Below are 14,913 nucleotides of genomic sequence, written 5' to 3'. Positions count from 1 at the left end.
TACGCAGAATCGCCATCATGAAGGCCGACAGTCGGCCGTGGAGATCAGCATGTCCAACAACTTCCTGAACCCGGTAACCACCCAGACCTGGGCCAATGGTCGGCACATCGTCCGTTGCGTCAAAGTCATCCAGGAAACCTGGGATGTGCGCACCTTTTGCTTCATGGCCGACCAGCCGATCATGTTCTTCTTCAAGCCGGGGCAGTTTGTCACCCTGGAGCTGGAAATCGAAGGCCAGCCGATCATGCGTTCGTACACCATTTCCAGCTCGCCATCGGTGCCGTACAGCTTTTCGGTGACCATCAAGCGCGTGCCGGGCGGCAAGGTTTCGAACTGGCTGCACGACACCCTGCACGAAGGCTACGAACTGGCCGTGCACGGTCCGGTCGGGCTGTTCAACGCGATCGACTTCCCGAATCCTAAAGTGCTGTACCTCAGCGGCGGCGTGGGCATCACGCCGTGCATGTCCATGGCGCGCTGGTTCTTCGACACCAACGGCAATGTCGACATGGCGTTCATCCACAGCGCCCGTTCGCCGAAGGACATCATTTATCACCGCGAGCTGGAACACATGGCAGCGCGGATCGAAAATTTCAGCCTGCACCTGATTTGCGAAAAACATGGCTTCGGCGAGCCATGGGCTGGTTATCGCGGTTATTTGAACCACAAGATGCTGGAACTGATGGTCCCGGATTTCCTTGAGCGCGAAGTATTCTGCTGCGGCCCGACGCCGTACATGAATGCGGTCAAGCGCCTGCTGGAGAATGCCGGTTTCAACATGAAGCACTATCACGAGGAGTCCTTCGGCGCCACGCCGCCAGAGGCAATCGCCGATGCTGTGGAGAATGCCGAGCAGGCCGCCGAGGCGCCGGAGGTGGATGACGCAGATCTGCATCAGGTGGAGTTCATTGCCTCGGGCAAGAGCATTCGCGTGGCACCGGGCGAGACCGTACACGCCGCTGCCGCGAAAGTCGGCCTGATGATCCCGAAAGCCTGCGGCATGGGCATCTGCGGCACGTGCAAGGTACTGAAACTGGGCGGCGAAGTGGAGATGGAGCACAACGGCGGGATCACCGAGGAAGACGAGGCCGACGGGTACATTTTGTCGTGCTGCAGCGTGCCGAAGGGGGATGTGCGGATCGAGTTCTAACCCACGCCTAAGCCCCCCTGTAGGAGCGGGCCTGCTCGCGATGGACGTCAATGATAACGCTGGGAGCCTGACACCCCGTGTTGCTCCCGGGTTCATCGTCGGAACGCCGCCCGGAGCCGGCTCGCTGCTACAGGGAAATGCGTTCAGTCGATAAACAGATCCGGCATAAGCGTGTCGCTGCTGCCTGGTGCGAACCGATAGTGTTCGAACTCGGTCACGCCGTTCTCCCGCAGTATTTCCTCATCAATCAACAACCGCCCGGTCAGGCTGCGATTCGCGCTGCTCAGAATCGCATGTGCCGCGTCAGCCATGATCGCGGGCGTCCTGGCGTGCTTGAACGACTCCCGTGACCCCAGCTGAAACTCGATGGCGGCGGTGGCGATCATTGTTTGCGGCCACAGCGAGTTGACGCTGATGCCGTAGTGCTTGAATTCCTCGCTCATGCCCAGCGTCAGCATGCTCATGCCGTACTTGGTCACGGTGTACGGGCTGTATTGGGCGAACCATTGGGTCGCCAGGTTCAACGGCGGTGACAGGTTGAGGATGTGTCCGGCGGATTTCTTCAGGTAGGGCTGGGCGGCCTGGCTGCACAGCAGCACGGCACGGGTATTGATCTGGTGCATGAGGTCGAAGCGCTTGAGTTCGATGTGCTGCACACCGGTCAACTTGATTGCCCCGGCGTTGTTGACCAATGCATCGATGCCGCCGAAATGTTCGTTGGCCTGGGCTAGGGCCTGATGCACGGCGACTTCATCGCGCACATCCACTTGCAAGGCCAGCGCCTTGCCACCCGCGTTTTCGACTTCCTCGGCCACGCTGTAAATGGTGCCGGGTAGCTTGGGGTGCGGTTCGGCGCTTTTGGCCGCAATCACGATATTGGCCCCGTCGCGCGCCGCCCGCAGGGCGATCTCCCGACCAATCCCGCGACTGGCGCCGGTAATGAACAGTGTTTTGCCTTGAAGGGACATGCTTGCGCTCCTGATTATTGTTATGAGAGCGGATGGGCTCGACAAACAATGTAGACGAAGTCTTCAGGTGCGAATGATGAGGGTGAGTGGGTGGGGCTTTTGTGGGAGCTTGCTCGCGATGGCGGTGTGTCAGCTGACATCATTGTTGGATGGGCTGACCTCATCGCGAGCGAGCTCGCTCCCACAGGGGCAGTGCAAACCAAGGTTGTTAGTGCGACATCACTTCACGGATATCCCTGGCCAATTCCCGAACGCGTTCTTCTTCGGTGTCCCACGAGCACATGAAGCGTGCGCCGCCGTTGCCGATGAAGGTGTAGAAGCGCCAGCCCTTGGCGGTCAGCGCGGCGATGGCCGGTTCCGAGAGTTGCAGGAACACGCCGTTGGCCTGCACCGGGAACATCAGTTCCACGCCGGGAATGTCGCTGACCAGCTCGGCCAGCAATTGCGCGCAACGATTGGCGTGGTTGGCGTATTTGAGCCAGGCGTCGTTTTCCAGGATTCCGACCCAGGGCGCGGAGAGGAAACGCATCTTCGACGCCAGTTGCCCGGCCTGTTTGCAGCGGTAGTCGAAGTCTTCGGCCAGTTTGTGGTTGAAGAACAGAATCGCTTCGCCCACGGCCATGCCGTTTTTCGTGCCGCCGAAGCACAGCACGTCGACGCCGGCCTTCCAGGTCAGGTCCGCTGGCGAGCAGCCGAGGAACGCGCAGGCGTTGGAGAACCGCGCGCCGTCCATGTGCAGGTTCAGGCCCAGTTCCTTGCAAGTGGCGCTGATGGCGCGGATTTCGTCCGGGGTGTAGACGCTGCCGACTTCGGTGGCCTGCGTCAGGGTCACGACGCGGGGTTTCGGGTAGTGGATGTCCTGGCGCTTGAGAGCGACTTCGCGGATCGATTCCGGAGTCAGCTTGCCGTTTTCGGTGCGGGCGATCAGCAGTTTGGAGCCGTTGGAAAAGAATTCCGGGGCGCCGCATTCGTCGGTTTCGACGTGGGCGGTTTCCGAGCAGATCACGCTGTGGTAGCTCTGGCACAGCGAAGACAGGGCCAGGGAGTTGGCGGCGGTGCCGTTGAAGGCGAAGAACACTTCGCAGTCGGTTTCGAACAATTTGCGGAAATAGTCGGACGCGCGGGCGGTCCATTCGTCGTCGCCGTATGCACGCTGGTGGCCATGGTTGGCCTGCTCCATGGCAGCCCAGGCTTCAGGGCAAATGCCGGAGTAGTTGTCGCTGGCGAATTGTTGGCTCTTATCGGTCATGGCCTGCTTCCGTGGTCGAGACGCCTATGGTGAAGTGTCTCGTGGTCAATGATGGTGCGCACTTTACCGAAGATCGTCCGGGGAGCACACGGGATGTCACTGTCTGAAAAATACGGGGATGCCGGGCAATTATGCACCTGGCGATGCACATGACACAGCGGCAGTTAAAGCCGCGCGACGGTGCACTCGATTTGCTCAAGTGGCTGGCGCTGCTGAGCATGGTGCTCGACCACCTGCGCTATGTCGGTTATTCCGTCGATCTGCTGTATGTGCCGGGGCGCCTGGCGTTCCCGTGGTTTTGCCTGGCGATGGCGGCGAATCTGGCTCGCGCGCCGACCGTGAACACCCAGGGGCAATGGCGCTATCTGGGCTGGTTGTTGCTGTTCAGTGCGGTGAGCGAAGTGCCTTACCGGATGTACATTCCCGATCCCGACACCTTGAACGTGTTGCCCACCCTGGCCTTGGGCCTGCTGGTGGCACGGGGCTGGCAAACGCGGGGGCTTCAGGCGCGACTGTTGGCGGTTGTCGCTCTGCTGCTGGCGGTCGTGTTCTGGTCACGATTGATGTTCGGCTTCTTTGGTGTGCTGTTGCCGCTGGCGCTGTTGCTGGTGATCCGTCGTCCCTGGTATTTCGCGCTGTTGCCGGGGCTGGTTTGTCTGGCGGCCAATCAGTGGCAAGTGCTGTATTACGCCGCACGGCTGGGCAACCCCGCGGCCCTTCCGGCCATCGTCACCTGCCTGATCGCGCCCTGGCTGGGGCTGTTCTTGTTGCGACATGCCAAGGGCGTAAAACCACCACCGATGCGGCGTTGGGCTTATGCCCTCTATCCGGTGCATTTCCTCGTGCTGCTACTCGTCCGCCAGTTCGCCGTATAACCCTGTGGGCGCTGGCTTGCCAGCGATAGCGGTGGACCCGTCGCCATCAAGGCTGGATGTGACGCCGTCATCGCTGGCAAGCCAGAGCCCACAGGGTTTCTCACTGATTTGAGAAGAGCGGCCGCCCCGTCATTTCCCGCCATGTCGTAAACGCACCTTTACGTGGCGTCCGTAGGCATTTGGCCTGCCTGCGCCGGTCATACCATCGCTATCAAAGGGCACTGCCGAAACACCGGTGCCTTACCGAGACGAATGGCGCATAGATGCCGCTGGGAGAGACGCGATGTTCAGCAAGCAAGACCAGATCCAGGGTTACGACGATGCACTGCTGGCGGCGATGAATGCCGAGGAGCAACGTCAGGAAGATCACATCGAGCTGATCGCGTCGGAGAACTACACCAGCAAACGGGTCATGCAGGCCCAGGGCAGCGGCCTGACCAACAAATACGCCGAAGGCTATCCGGGCAAGCGCTACTACGGTGGCTGCGAGCACGTGGACAAGGTTGAAGCCCTGGCCATCGAACGCGCCAAGCAACTGTTCGGCGCCGACTACGCCAACGTGCAGCCGCACTCCGGCTCTTCGGCCAACAGCGCCGTGTACCTGGCCCTGATTCAGCCAGGCGATACCATTCTCGGCATGAGCCTGGCCCACGGCGGTCACCTGACCCACGGTGCCAAAGTGTCATCCTCGGGCAAGCTGTACAACGCGGTGCAGTACGGCATCGATACCAAGACCGGTCTGATCGACTACGACGAAGTCGAGCGTCTGGCCGTCGAGCACAAGCCGAAGATGATCGTCGCCGGCTTCTCCGCCTACTCCAAGACCCTGGACTTCCCGCGTTTCCGTCAGATCGCCGACAAGGTCGGTGCACTGCTGTTCGTCGACATGGCTCACGTGGCCGGTCTGGTTGCCGCCGGTCTGTACCCGAACCCGCTGCCGTACGCCGATGTGGTTACCACCACTACCCACAAGACCCTGCGCGGTCCACGTGGCGGCCTGATCCTGGCCAAGGCCAACGAAGAGATCGAGAAAAAGCTCAACGCCGCGGTTTTCCCCGGCGCCCAGGGCGGCCCGCTGATGCACGTGATCGCCGGTAAGGCGGTGTGCTTCAAGGAAGCGCTGGAGCCAGGCTTCAAGGCCTACCAGCAACAAGTCATCGATAACGCCCAGGCCATGGCCGGCGTATTTATCAAACGCGGCTACGATGTAGTGTCCGGCGGCACCGATAACCACCTGTTCCTGGTCAGCCTGATCCGTCAGGGCCTCACCGGCAAAGACGCAGATGCAGCACTCGGTCGCGCCCACATCACCGTGAACAAGAACGCTGTCCCGAACGACCCGCAGTCGCCGTTCGTGACCTCCGGCCTGCGTATCGGCACCCCGGCGGTAACGACCCGTGGCTTCAAGGTCGCTCAGTGCACCGAGCTGGCTGGCTGGATCTGCGACATCCTCGACAACCTCGGCGATGCCGATGTCGAGGCCAACGTCGCCAAGCATGTGGCAGCCCTGTGCGCGGACTTCCCGGTTTATCGCTGAGTGCGGTTTTGGAGTAAATGACTATGCAACGCTACTCGGGCTTCGGCCTCTTCAAACACTCTCTCAGCCACCACGAAAACTGGCAGCGGATGTGGCGCACGCCGACCCCTAAAAAGGTCTACGACGTGGTCATCGTCGGCGGTGGCGGGCATGGTCTGGCGACCGCCTACTACCTGGCCAAGGAGCACGGCATCACCAACGTGGCCGTGGTCGAAAAAGGCTGGCTGGGCGGCGGTAACACCGCGCGCAACACCACCATCGTTCGCTCTAACTACCTGTGGGACGAGTCGGCGCACCTGTACGAACACGCGATGAAACTGTGGGAAGGCCTGTCCCAGGACCTGAACTACAACGTGATGTTCTCCCAGCGCGGCGTCTACAACCTGTGCCATACCCTGCAGGACATCCGTGATTCCGAGCGTCGGGTCAGCGCCAACCGCCTCAACGGCGTCGATGGCGAACTGCTCGATGCCAAGCAAGTGGCCGACGAGATTCCGTACCTCGACTGCTCGAAGAACACCCGCTACCCCGTGATGGGCGCTACCGTCCAGCGTCGCGGCGGCGTGGCCCGTCACGATGCCGTGGCCTGGGGCTTTGCCCGGGCCGCCGACGCCTTGGGCGTGGACCTGATCCAGCAGACCGAAGTGATCGGTTTCCGCAAGGAAAACGGCGTGTGCATCGGTGTCGAAACCAACAAGGGCTTCATCGGCGCCAAGCGCGTCGGCGTGGTCACCGCCGGTAACTCCGGGCACATGGCCAAGCTGGCCGGTTTCCGTCTGCCGATCGAATCCCACCCGCTGCAAGCGCTGGTGTCCGAGCCGATCAAGCCGATTATCGACAGCGTGATCATGTCCAACGCCGTACACGGTTACATCAGCCAGTCCGACAAGGGCGACCTGGTGATCGGCGCCGGTATCGACGGCTACAACGGCTACGGCCAGCGTGGTTCGTACCCGGTGATCGAACACACCATCCAGGCCATCGTCGAAATGTTCCCGGTGCTGTCGCGCGTACGCATGAACCGTCAGTGGGGCGGCATCGTCGACACCACGCCGGATGCATGCCCGATCATCTCGAAAACCCCGGTACCGAACATGTTCTTCAACTGCGGTTGGGGCACCGGTGGCTTCAAGGCAACACCTGGCTCGGGCAACGTGTTTGCCGCGAGTCTGGCCAAGGGTGAAATGCACCCGTTGGCCGCACCTTTCTCCATCGACCGTTTCCACAACGGTGCGTTGATCGATGAACACGGCGCTGCTGCGGTTGCCCACTAACAGGAGAAATCCCCATGTTGCATATCTTCTGTCCTCACTGCGGCGAACTGCGCTCCGAAGAGGAATTCCACGCATCCGGCCAGGCGCATATCCCGCGTCCACTGGATCCGAACAGCTGCACCGACGAGGAGTGGGGCGACTACATGTTCTTCCGCGACAACCCTCGCGGTCTGCACCATGAACTGTGGATTCACGCCGCCGGTTGCCGTCAGTACTTCAACGCCACCCGCGACACCGTGACCTACGAGATTCTCGAAACCTACAAGATCGGCACCAAGCCACAATTCACCGACAAGACCGATAGCCCGAAAGCGGCCAGCACGGCTCTGGGAGAGAAGGTATGAGCCAGATCAATCGCCTGTCCAATGGCGGACGGATCGACCGCAACAAAGTCCTGACGTTCTCCTTCAACGGCCAGAGCTACAAAGGCTTCGAAGGCGACTCACTGGCCGCTGCACTGCTGGCCAATGGCGTTGACATCATTGGTCGCAGCTTCAAGTATTCCCGTCCGCGCGGCATCTTCGCCGCCGGTGCCGAAGAGCCGAACGCCGTGCTGCAGATCGGCGCTACCGAAGCCACGCAGATCCCGAACGTACGCGCCACGCAACAAGCGCTGTACCAAGGCCTGGTCGCCACCAGCACCAACGGCTGGCCAAGCGTGAACAACGACATGATGGGGATCCTCGGCAAGGTCGGCGGCAAGCTGATGCCGCCGGGCTTCTACTACAAAACCTTCATGTACCCGCAATCGTTCTGGATGACTTACGAGAAGTACATTCGTAAGGCCGCCGGTCTTGGCCGCTCGCCGACCGAGAACGATCCGGACACCTATGACTACATGAACCAGCACTGCGACGTGCTGATCGTCGGCGCCGGCCCTGCGGGTCTGGCCGCTGCACTGGCGGCTGCACGCAGTGGCGCCCGGGTGATCCTGGCTGATGAGCAGGAAGAGTTCGGCGGCAGCCTGCTCGACTCCCGCGAAAGCCTCGACGGCAAGCCTGCCCTGGAATGGGTCGCCAGCGTCATCGCCGAGCTGAAGAACACCCCGGACGTGCTGCTGTTGCCGCGCGCCACGGTCAACGGCTATCACGACCATAACTTCCTGACCATTCACGAGCGCCTCACCGATCACCTCGGCGACCGCGCCCCGATTGGCCAGGTGCGTCAGCGCATCCACCGCGTTCGCGCCAAGCGTGTCGTGCTGGCAACCGGCGCTCACGAGCGTCCGCTGGTCTACGGCAACAACGACGTGCCGGGCAACATGCTGGCCGGTGCTGTCTCGACGTATGTACGCCGTTATGGCGTGGCGCCGGGCAAGAAGCTTGTCCTGAGCACCAACAACGACCACGCCTACCGTGTGGCCCTGGATTGGCTCGACGCCGGCCTGCAAGTCGTGGCCGTCGCCGATGCTCGCAGCAACCCACGTGGGGCGCTGGTGGAAGAAGCACGCGCCAAAGGCATCCGCATCCTCACCGGCAGCGCCGTGATCGAAGCCCGTGGCAGCAAGCGCGTAACCGCTGCCCGCGTGGCTGCGATCGATGTCAAAGGACACAAGGTCACCAGCCCTGGCGAATGGCTCGAGTGCGACCTGGTCGCCAGTTCCGGCGGCTACAGTCCGGTAGTTCACCTGGCTTCGCACCTGGGCGGCAAGCCGATCTGGCGTGAAGACATCCTCGGTTTCGTACCGGGTGAAGCACCGCAGAAACGCGTGTGCGTCGGTGGCATCAACGGCGTCTATGGCCTGGGCGATTCCCTGGCGGACGGTTTTGAAGGCGGCGTGCGCGCGGCCAGCGAAGCCGGTTTCGGCCCGGTCGAAGCGACGCTGCCCAAGGCCCTGACCCGTCTGGAAGAGCCGACCCTGGCGCTGTTCCAGGTGCCCCATGAAAAGAACACCGCACGGGCGCCGAAGCAATTCGTCGACCTGCAGAACGACGTCACCGCCGCCGCCATCGAACTGGCGACCCGCGAGGGCTTCGAGTCGGTCGAGCACGTCAAGCGCTACACCGCGCTGGGCTTCGGCACCGACCAGGGCAAGCTCGGTAACGTCAACGGCCTGGCGATTGCCGCCCGTTCGCTGAACGTGACCATCCCGCAGATGGGCACCACCATGTTCCGCCCGAACTACACGCCGGTGACATTCGGCGCCGTGGCCGGTCGTCACTGTGGGCACATCTTCGAGCCGGTGCGTTTCACCGCACTGCATCACTGGCACCTGAAAAACGGCGCCGAGTTCGAAGACGTCGGTCAGTGGAAACGTCCCTGGTACTTCCCGAAATCCGGTGAAGACATGCATGCCGCGGTCAAGCGTGAATGCAAAGCCGTGCGCGACAGCGTCGGCCTGCTGGACGCGTCGACCCTGGGCAAGATCGACATCCAGGGCCCGGATGCGCGTGAGTTCCTCAACCGCATCTACACCAACGCCTGGACCAAGCTCGATGTGGGCAAGGCGCGTTATGGCCTGATGTGCAAAGAAGACGGCATGGTGTTCGACGACGGCGTGACCGCCTGCCTGGCCGACAACCATTTCGTCATGACCACCACCACGGGCGGCGCCGCACGCGTGCTGCAATGGCTGGAGATCTACCAACAGACCGAATGGCCAGACCTGAAGGTGTACTTCACGTCCGTGACCGACCACTGGGCGACCATGACCCTGTCCGGGCCGAACAGCCGCAAGCTGCTCAGCGAAGTCACCGACATCGACCTGAGCAACGAAGCCTTCCCGTTCATGACCTGGAAAGAAGGTCTGGTCGGTGGCGTGCCGGCGCGGGTGTTCCGGATTTCGTTTACCGGTGAGCTGTCGTATGAAGTCAACGTGCAGGCCGACTATGCGATGGGTGTGCTGGAGAAGATTGTCGATGCCGGCAAGAAGTACAACCTGACGCCCTATGGCACCGAAACCATGCACGTGCTGCGGGCCGAGAAGGGCTTCATCATCGTCGGTCAGGACACCGACGGCTCGATGACTCCGGACGACCTGAACATGGGCTGGTGCGTGGGTCGCACCAAACCGTTCTCGTGGATCGGCTGGCGTGGCATGAACCGCGAAGACTGCGTGCGTGATCAACGCAAACAGCTGGTTGGCCTGAAACCGATCGATCCGACCAAATGGCTGCCGGAGGGTGCGCAACTGGTGTTCAACACCAAGCAGGCGATCCCGATGACCATGGTCGGTCACGTGACCTCCAGCTACGCGCACAACTCCCTGGGCTATTCGTTTGCCATGGGCGTGGTCAAGGGCGGCCTGAACCGCATGGGCGAGCGTGTGTTTGCGCCACTGGCGGACGGTAGCGTGATCGAAGCGGAGATCGTTTCTTCGGTGTTCTTCGATCCGAAAGGCGAACGCCAGAACGTTTGACGGCCTCGGGCCCTGTGGTGACTGTGCCGCCGCTATCGCGAGCAGGCTCGCTCCCACAGGGGAACCCGGTCAAATGTGGGAGCGAGCCTGCTCGCGATAGCGGTAGACCTGCCACCACATGGGCCGGAACCAACAGAATTCAGGAAAAGGTGCTTTATGACCGCAGCCAATGTTTACCAACAACGCCCAACCTCCGGGGCCAAGGCCGAGTCGTCGCTGCATCATGCCGACCTCGCCAGCCTGGTGGGCAAGGGTCGCAAGAACGCCGGCGTGACCGTGCGTGAGAAAAAACTCCTCGGTCACCTGACCATCCGTGGCGATGGCCATGACGCGGCGTTCGCTGCCGGCGTGCACAAGGCCCTGGGCATCGAACTGCCGGGCGCGCTGACCGTTATCGTCAAAGGCGAAACCAGCCTGCAATGGATGGGGCCGGATGAATGGCTGCTGATCGTGCCGACCGGTGAAGAGTTCGCCGCCGAGAAAAAACTGCGTGAAGCGCTGGGCAAGCTGCACATCCAGATCGTCAACGTCAGCGGCGGGCAGCAGATCCTCGAACTGAGCGGCCCGAATGTGCGCCAGGTGCTGATGAAGTCCACCAGCTACGACGTGCACCCCAACAACTTCCCGGTGGGCAAGGCGGTTGGCACGGTGTTCGCCAAGTCGCAACTGGTGATCCGTCACACCGCCGAAGACACCTGGGAACTGCTGATTCGTCGCAGTTTCTCGGATTACTGGTGGTTGTGGTTGCAGGATGCAGCTGCGGAATATGGCCTGAGCGTTCAGGCCTGACCACAACCGACCTTGCAGGAGCGAGCTTGCTGCGATGGACTTGAGAGCGGCGCGTCGTATCAGTGAGAACGCGTCATCGTTAACGTCCATCGCGAGCAGGCTCGCTCCTACAGCAAGCCGTTTCGCTTATCGATGTCTCAGGAGTCACCGCACTATGAGCCGCGCCCCAGACACATGGATTCTGACCGCTGACTGCCCCAGCGTCCTCGGCACGGTGGACGCGGTGACGCGCTTTCTGTTCGAGCAGGGCTGCTACGTCACCGAACACCATTCCTTCGATGACCGGCTTTCGGGCCGTTTCTTCATTCGCGTGGAATTCCGTCAGCCCGACGGTTTCGACGAGCAGTCTTTCCGCGCGGGCTTGCAGGCGCGCGGTGAAGCCTTCGGCATGGCCTTCGAGCTGACCCCGCCGCACTACCGGCCGAAAGTGGTGATCATGGTGTCCAAGGCCGATCACTGCCTCAACGATTTGCTCTACCGCCAGCGCATCGGCCAGTTGTCGATGGACGTGGTTGCCGTGGTGTCGAACCACCCGGACCTCAAGCCTTTGGCCGACTGGCATCAGATTCCGTATTACCACTTCCCGCTGGACCCGAACGACAAGCCGTCCCAGGAGCGTCAGGTCTGGCAGGTGATCGAAGAGTCCGGCGCCGAACTGGTGATCCTTGCCCGCTACATGCAAGTGTTGTCGCCGGAGCTGTGCCGCAAACTCGACGGCAAGGCGATCAACATTCATCACTCGCTGCTGCCGGGTTTCAAGGGCGCCAAGCCATACCACCAGGCCTACAACAAAGGCGTGAAACTGGTCGGCGCGACCGCGCACTACATCAACAACGACCTCGACGAAGGGCCAATAATCGCCCAGGGCGTCGAGGTGGTGGATCACAGTCATTACCCGGAAGATCTGATCGCCAAGGGACGGGATATCGAAGGCCTGACCCTGGCGAGGGCCGTTGGTTATCACATTGAGCGACGGGTGTTCCTCAACGCCAATCGTACGGTCGTTCTTTAGATCGCCTTCGCTGGCAAGCCAGCTCCCACAGGGTTTTATGCCGTTCGCAGAATTTGCGTACACCCCGTCCACTGTGGGAGCTGGCTTGTCAGCGATGAGGCCCTTACAAGCAAGACAAGAAACAGCATCTGTACCCGAGCACTTAACGCGCTGCCTGCCTGGGCAACGCGGTTCCATAAAAACAACAGCGAGGTGAAAGCATGTCTGGCAATCGTGGTGTGGTGTATCTCGGCGCTGGCAAGGTCGAAGTACAGAAAATCGACTATCCGAAAATGCAGGACCCGCGCGGTCGCAAGATCGAGCACGGGGTCATTCTCAAAGTGGTTTCCACCAACATCTGCGGCTCCGACCAACACATGGTGCGCGGCCGTACCACGGCACAAACCGGCCTGGTGCTGGGCCACGAGATCACCGGTGAAGTGGTTGAGAAAGGCAGTGACGTCGAGAACCTGAAAATCGGCGACCTGGTGTCCGTGCCGTTCAACGTGGCTTGCGGGCGCTGCCGTTCCTGCAAGGAAATGCACACCGGCGTGTGCCTGAGCGTCAACCCGGCCCGTCCGGGCGGTGCTTATGGTTATGTCGACATGGGCGACTGGACCGGTGGCCAGGCCGAATACGCCATGGTGCCGTACGCCGACTTCAACCTGCTGAAACTGCCGGACCGCGACCGGGCCATGGAGAAAATCCGTGACCTGACCTGCCTTTCCGACATCCTGCCGACCGGTTACCACGGCGCCGTGACGGCAGGCGTTGGCCCTGGCAGCACCGTGTACATCGCCGGTGCCGGTCCGGTCGGCCTGGCGGCTGCCGCTTCGGCTCGCCTGCTGGGCGCCGCGGTGGTGATCGTCGGTGACGTCAACACCGTGCGCCTGGCTCACGCCAAGGCCCAGGGTTTCGAAATCGCCGACCTGTCCCTGGACACTCCGCTGCACGAACAGATCGCCGCGCTGCTGGGTGAACCTGAAGTGGATTGCGCCATTGACGCCGTAGGCTTCGAAGCCCGCGGCCACGGCCATGACGGCGTGAAACACGAAGCCCCGGCCACCGTCCTCAACTCGCTGATGGGTGTGGTACGTGTGGCCGGCAAGATCGGCATTCCTGGCCTCTATGTCACCGAAGATCCGGGTGCCGTCGACGCCGCCGCGAAATTGGGCAGCCTGAGCATCCGCTTCGGTCTGGGCTGGGCCAAATCCCACAGCTTCCACACCGGCCAGACCCCGGTGATGAAGTACAACCGCCAGCTGATGCAGGCGATCATGTGGGACCGCATCAACATTGCCGAAGTGGTGGGCGTACAGGTGATCAGCCTGGATCAGGCGCCGCAGGGCTATGGCGAGTTCGATGCCGGCGTGCCGAAGAAGTTTGTGATTGATCCGCACAAGATGTTTAGTGCGGCGTAAGGATTGCTCGTATTGAAAAAGGGCGACTTTTTAGTCGCCCTTTTTCTTGGACTATGATTTTTAACGAGGTGTGAAATAACTTCCTCTTCGTAATGCCAAACCGGTTGTCCTCATATTTTTATCTACTGCTCCACTCATTCCAGCTGCTGATAGATTGAGAATTGCACCGGAAAAAGTAGTGCCGTTTTTTTCTCTGGTGAACCTTTCTGCCCATGACACGGCTTCTTCAAGGTGCGCCGATGTATTGCTGATTTTTCCGTTATTAACCTGTTGGACTATTGCGACTAACTTCTCAGCCTGGGGCATTGTCAGGGAGTTATTTCCATGACTCGCCAAATTTTTATTCACACTCAAGAGGCGTGAAACGTACGGTTCTGGATTAGAGCCTTGTTTGGCAACGCTATCCAGGTATCGCCTTTCGATGGACATTGAATCGACAGGAAGCTTGCCTCTCGTTATTGCCTGTCTGGTTGTTGTCGCAATATCGTCCATGAAGTTGCTCATGAACGACAAAATTTTCTGCAATACGTGCCCCGTCGGATCTGCGAAATTCATCGGGTCGCCCGCACAATACGCATACGTATTCAATCCTCCCGCCCCAAACGGACTCCAACTGTCCGGGCTGTTAAAACGCATCAGCACCGGATTAAACGCTCGATAACCATTACCCAGGAAATACCAACCCGTAAGCGGATCCCGCCGTTCGCCATTGAACCCGAGCAGGCTGAGCAAGCCGTTCTGCCGATGGCCGTAAGGTGTGTAGGCGAGGGGATGCCGTTGAAGGGCGTCGAGCAGGTTCAACACCGAGCGCTGTCGATCAGTGGCAAGCAAATGTGTGTCCACGGCAGCGCGCTGACGCTGCTGCTGAGCCAGCAGTTGATCGTCGTGCTGCATGATTGAACGCTGTACCGTGCCCTGAATCTCGGTGGCCAGACGATCTTTCAGGTAAAAGCGCCGAGTGGTGCTCTGCAGCGTGGGCGTGCAATCAACCAGTCGATCCAACGGGTCGTAGTGGTAGCGGCAGAGCAATGTGTTGCGATTAGGCAGCATGGCCTGGGCTTCCTGAGGGATTTTGGCGATTGTGGGTTTAATGTGGCGCAATCGCACAGAACTGCCTACTAGCAGATCTGATAGGGGGCCAATCCCACTGGCTCCACACTGGTCAGACGCCGATGATGAAGTACGACACGCCAAGTGATGAGGTGATCAGCCAGGATCAGGCGCCGCAAGGGGGTGTTCAATCCCAGGGTACCGAAGAGATTTGCGACTGATCCGCACACGATGTTTAGTGCGACGTGAGG

At 60.9% G+C, this 14,913-nt stretch carries 12 protein-coding genes; 9 read left to right on the top strand and 3 right to left on the bottom strand.

Annotated elements, in window-relative coordinates:
* Positions 1-49: 49 nt before the first annotated feature.
* The gene (gbcB, locus tag F7R06_RS27095) at positions 50-1,150 is read left to right on the top strand and encodes a glycine-betaine demethylase subunit GbcB (RefSeq protein WP_090327584.1); all 1,101 of its coding nucleotides are present in this window, start codon (positions 50-52) and stop codon (positions 1,148-1,150) included.
* Positions 1,151-1,293: 143 nt separating this feature from the next.
* On the opposite strand, the gene F7R06_RS27090 is transcribed toward gbcB, so the two are convergent.
* Positions 1,294-2,118, bottom strand: coding sequence for an SDR family oxidoreductase (locus F7R06_RS27090; RefSeq protein WP_090325843.1), 825 nt, complete (start codon positions 2,116-2,118; stop codon positions 1,294-1,296).
* A gap of 208 nt (positions 2,119-2,326) precedes the next feature.
* Positions 2,327-3,367 carry a threonine aldolase family protein gene (locus F7R06_RS27085; RefSeq protein ID WP_090325840.1) on the bottom strand — a complete coding sequence of 347 codons (1,041 nt, stop codon included), beginning with the start codon at positions 3,365-3,367 and terminating at the stop codon, positions 2,327-2,329.
* A 131-nt stretch (positions 3,368-3,498) separates the two neighbouring features.
* Between F7R06_RS27085 and F7R06_RS27080 the strand changes: the two genes are divergently transcribed.
* The 8 genes from F7R06_RS27080 (at position 3,499) to fdhA (ending at position 13,612) form a co-directional block, all read left to right on the top strand.
* Positions 3,499-4,242, top strand: a complete 744-nt coding sequence (locus F7R06_RS27080; RefSeq protein WP_425415213.1) for a TraX family protein — start codon at positions 3,499-3,501, stop codon at positions 4,240-4,242.
* A 283-nt stretch (positions 4,243-4,525) separates the two neighbouring features.
* The gene (glyA, locus tag F7R06_RS27075) at positions 4,526-5,779 is read left to right on the top strand and encodes a serine hydroxymethyltransferase (RefSeq protein ID WP_090325837.1); all 1,254 of its coding nucleotides are present in this window, start codon (positions 4,526-4,528) and stop codon (positions 5,777-5,779) included.
* A gap of 23 nt (positions 5,780-5,802) precedes the next feature.
* On the top strand, positions 5,803-7,053 hold the full coding sequence (locus F7R06_RS27070; RefSeq protein ID WP_007980419.1) for a sarcosine oxidase subunit beta: 1,251 nt from the start codon (positions 5,803-5,805) through the stop codon (positions 7,051-7,053).
* 14 nt (positions 7,054-7,067) lie between these two features.
* Entirely contained in the window at positions 7,068-7,397 is a 330-nt protein-coding gene (locus tag F7R06_RS27065) for a sarcosine oxidase subunit delta (RefSeq protein WP_047534309.1), read from the top strand.
* Positions 7,394-10,411, top strand: a complete 3,018-nt coding sequence (locus F7R06_RS27060; RefSeq protein ID WP_090325834.1) for a sarcosine oxidase subunit alpha — start codon at positions 7,394-7,396, stop codon at positions 10,409-10,411. The genes F7R06_RS27065 and F7R06_RS27060 overlap by 4 nt, the downstream gene beginning before the upstream one ends.
* 156 nt (positions 10,412-10,567) lie before the next feature.
* Entirely contained in the window at positions 10,568-11,200 is a 633-nt protein-coding gene (locus tag F7R06_RS27055; protein WP_090325831.1) for a sarcosine oxidase subunit gamma, read from the top strand.
* A gap of 154 nt (positions 11,201-11,354) precedes the next feature.
* Positions 11,355-12,212 carry a formyltetrahydrofolate deformylase gene (purU, locus tag F7R06_RS27050; RefSeq protein WP_047534304.1) on the top strand — a complete coding sequence of 286 codons (858 nt, stop codon included), beginning with the start codon at positions 11,355-11,357 and terminating at the stop codon, positions 12,210-12,212.
* A 200-nt stretch (positions 12,213-12,412) separates the two neighbouring features.
* Positions 12,413-13,612, top strand: a complete 1,200-nt coding sequence (fdhA, locus tag F7R06_RS27045) for a formaldehyde dehydrogenase, glutathione-independent (protein WP_090325828.1) — start codon at positions 12,413-12,415, stop codon at positions 13,610-13,612.
* A gap of 60 nt (positions 13,613-13,672) precedes the next feature.
* Here fdhA and F7R06_RS31170 read toward each other — a convergent pair whose 3' ends face one another.
* Positions 13,673-14,662, bottom strand: a complete 990-nt coding sequence (locus tag F7R06_RS31170; protein ID WP_245706721.1) for an RHS repeat-associated core domain-containing protein — start codon at positions 14,660-14,662, stop codon at positions 13,673-13,675.
* Between the last annotated feature and the right edge of the window lie 251 nt (positions 14,663-14,913).

It is taken from the genome of Pseudomonas moorei, from assembly GCF_008801475.1.
Taxonomy (GTDB): domain Bacteria; phylum Pseudomonadota; class Gammaproteobacteria; order Pseudomonadales; family Pseudomonadaceae; genus Aquipseudomonas; species Aquipseudomonas moorei.
This window is presented reverse-complemented; position numbering and strand designations above follow the sequence as displayed.

Excerpts from the sequence above, each read along its gene's own strand:
- F7R06_RS31170 (WP_245706721.1), bottom strand. The coding sequence starts at position 14,662 with ATGCTGCCTAATCGCAACACATTGCTCTGCCGCTACCACTACGACCCG.
- F7R06_RS27065 (WP_047534309.1), top strand. The coding sequence starts at position 7,068 with ATGTTGCATATCTTCTGTCCTCACTGCGGCGAACTGCGCTCCGAAGAG.
- fdhA (WP_090325828.1), top strand. The coding sequence starts at position 12,413 with ATGTCTGGCAATCGTGGTGTGGTGTATCTCGGCGCTGGCAAGGTCGAA.
- F7R06_RS27080 (WP_425415213.1), top strand. The coding sequence starts at position 3,499 with ATGCACCTGGCGATGCACATGACACAGCGGCAGTTAAAGCCGCGCGAC.
- F7R06_RS27060 (WP_090325834.1), top strand. The coding sequence starts at position 7,394 with ATGAGCCAGATCAATCGCCTGTCCAATGGCGGACGGATCGACCGCAAC.
- F7R06_RS27055 (WP_090325831.1), top strand. The coding sequence starts at position 10,568 with ATGACCGCAGCCAATGTTTACCAACAACGCCCAACCTCCGGGGCCAAG.
- F7R06_RS27085 (WP_090325840.1), bottom strand. The coding sequence starts at position 3,367 with ATGACCGATAAGAGCCAACAATTCGCCAGCGACAACTACTCCGGCATT.
- F7R06_RS27090 (WP_090325843.1), bottom strand. The coding sequence starts at position 2,118 with ATGTCCCTTCAAGGCAAAACACTGTTCATTACCGGCGCCAGTCGCGGG.
- purU (WP_047534304.1), top strand. The coding sequence starts at position 11,355 with ATGAGCCGCGCCCCAGACACATGGATTCTGACCGCTGACTGCCCCAGC.
- gbcB (WP_090327584.1), top strand. The coding sequence starts at position 50 with ATGTCCAACAACTTCCTGAACCCGGTAACCACCCAGACCTGGGCCAAT.
- glyA (WP_090325837.1), top strand. The coding sequence starts at position 4,526 with ATGTTCAGCAAGCAAGACCAGATCCAGGGTTACGACGATGCACTGCTG.
- F7R06_RS27070 (WP_007980419.1), top strand. The coding sequence starts at position 5,803 with ATGCAACGCTACTCGGGCTTCGGCCTCTTCAAACACTCTCTCAGCCAC.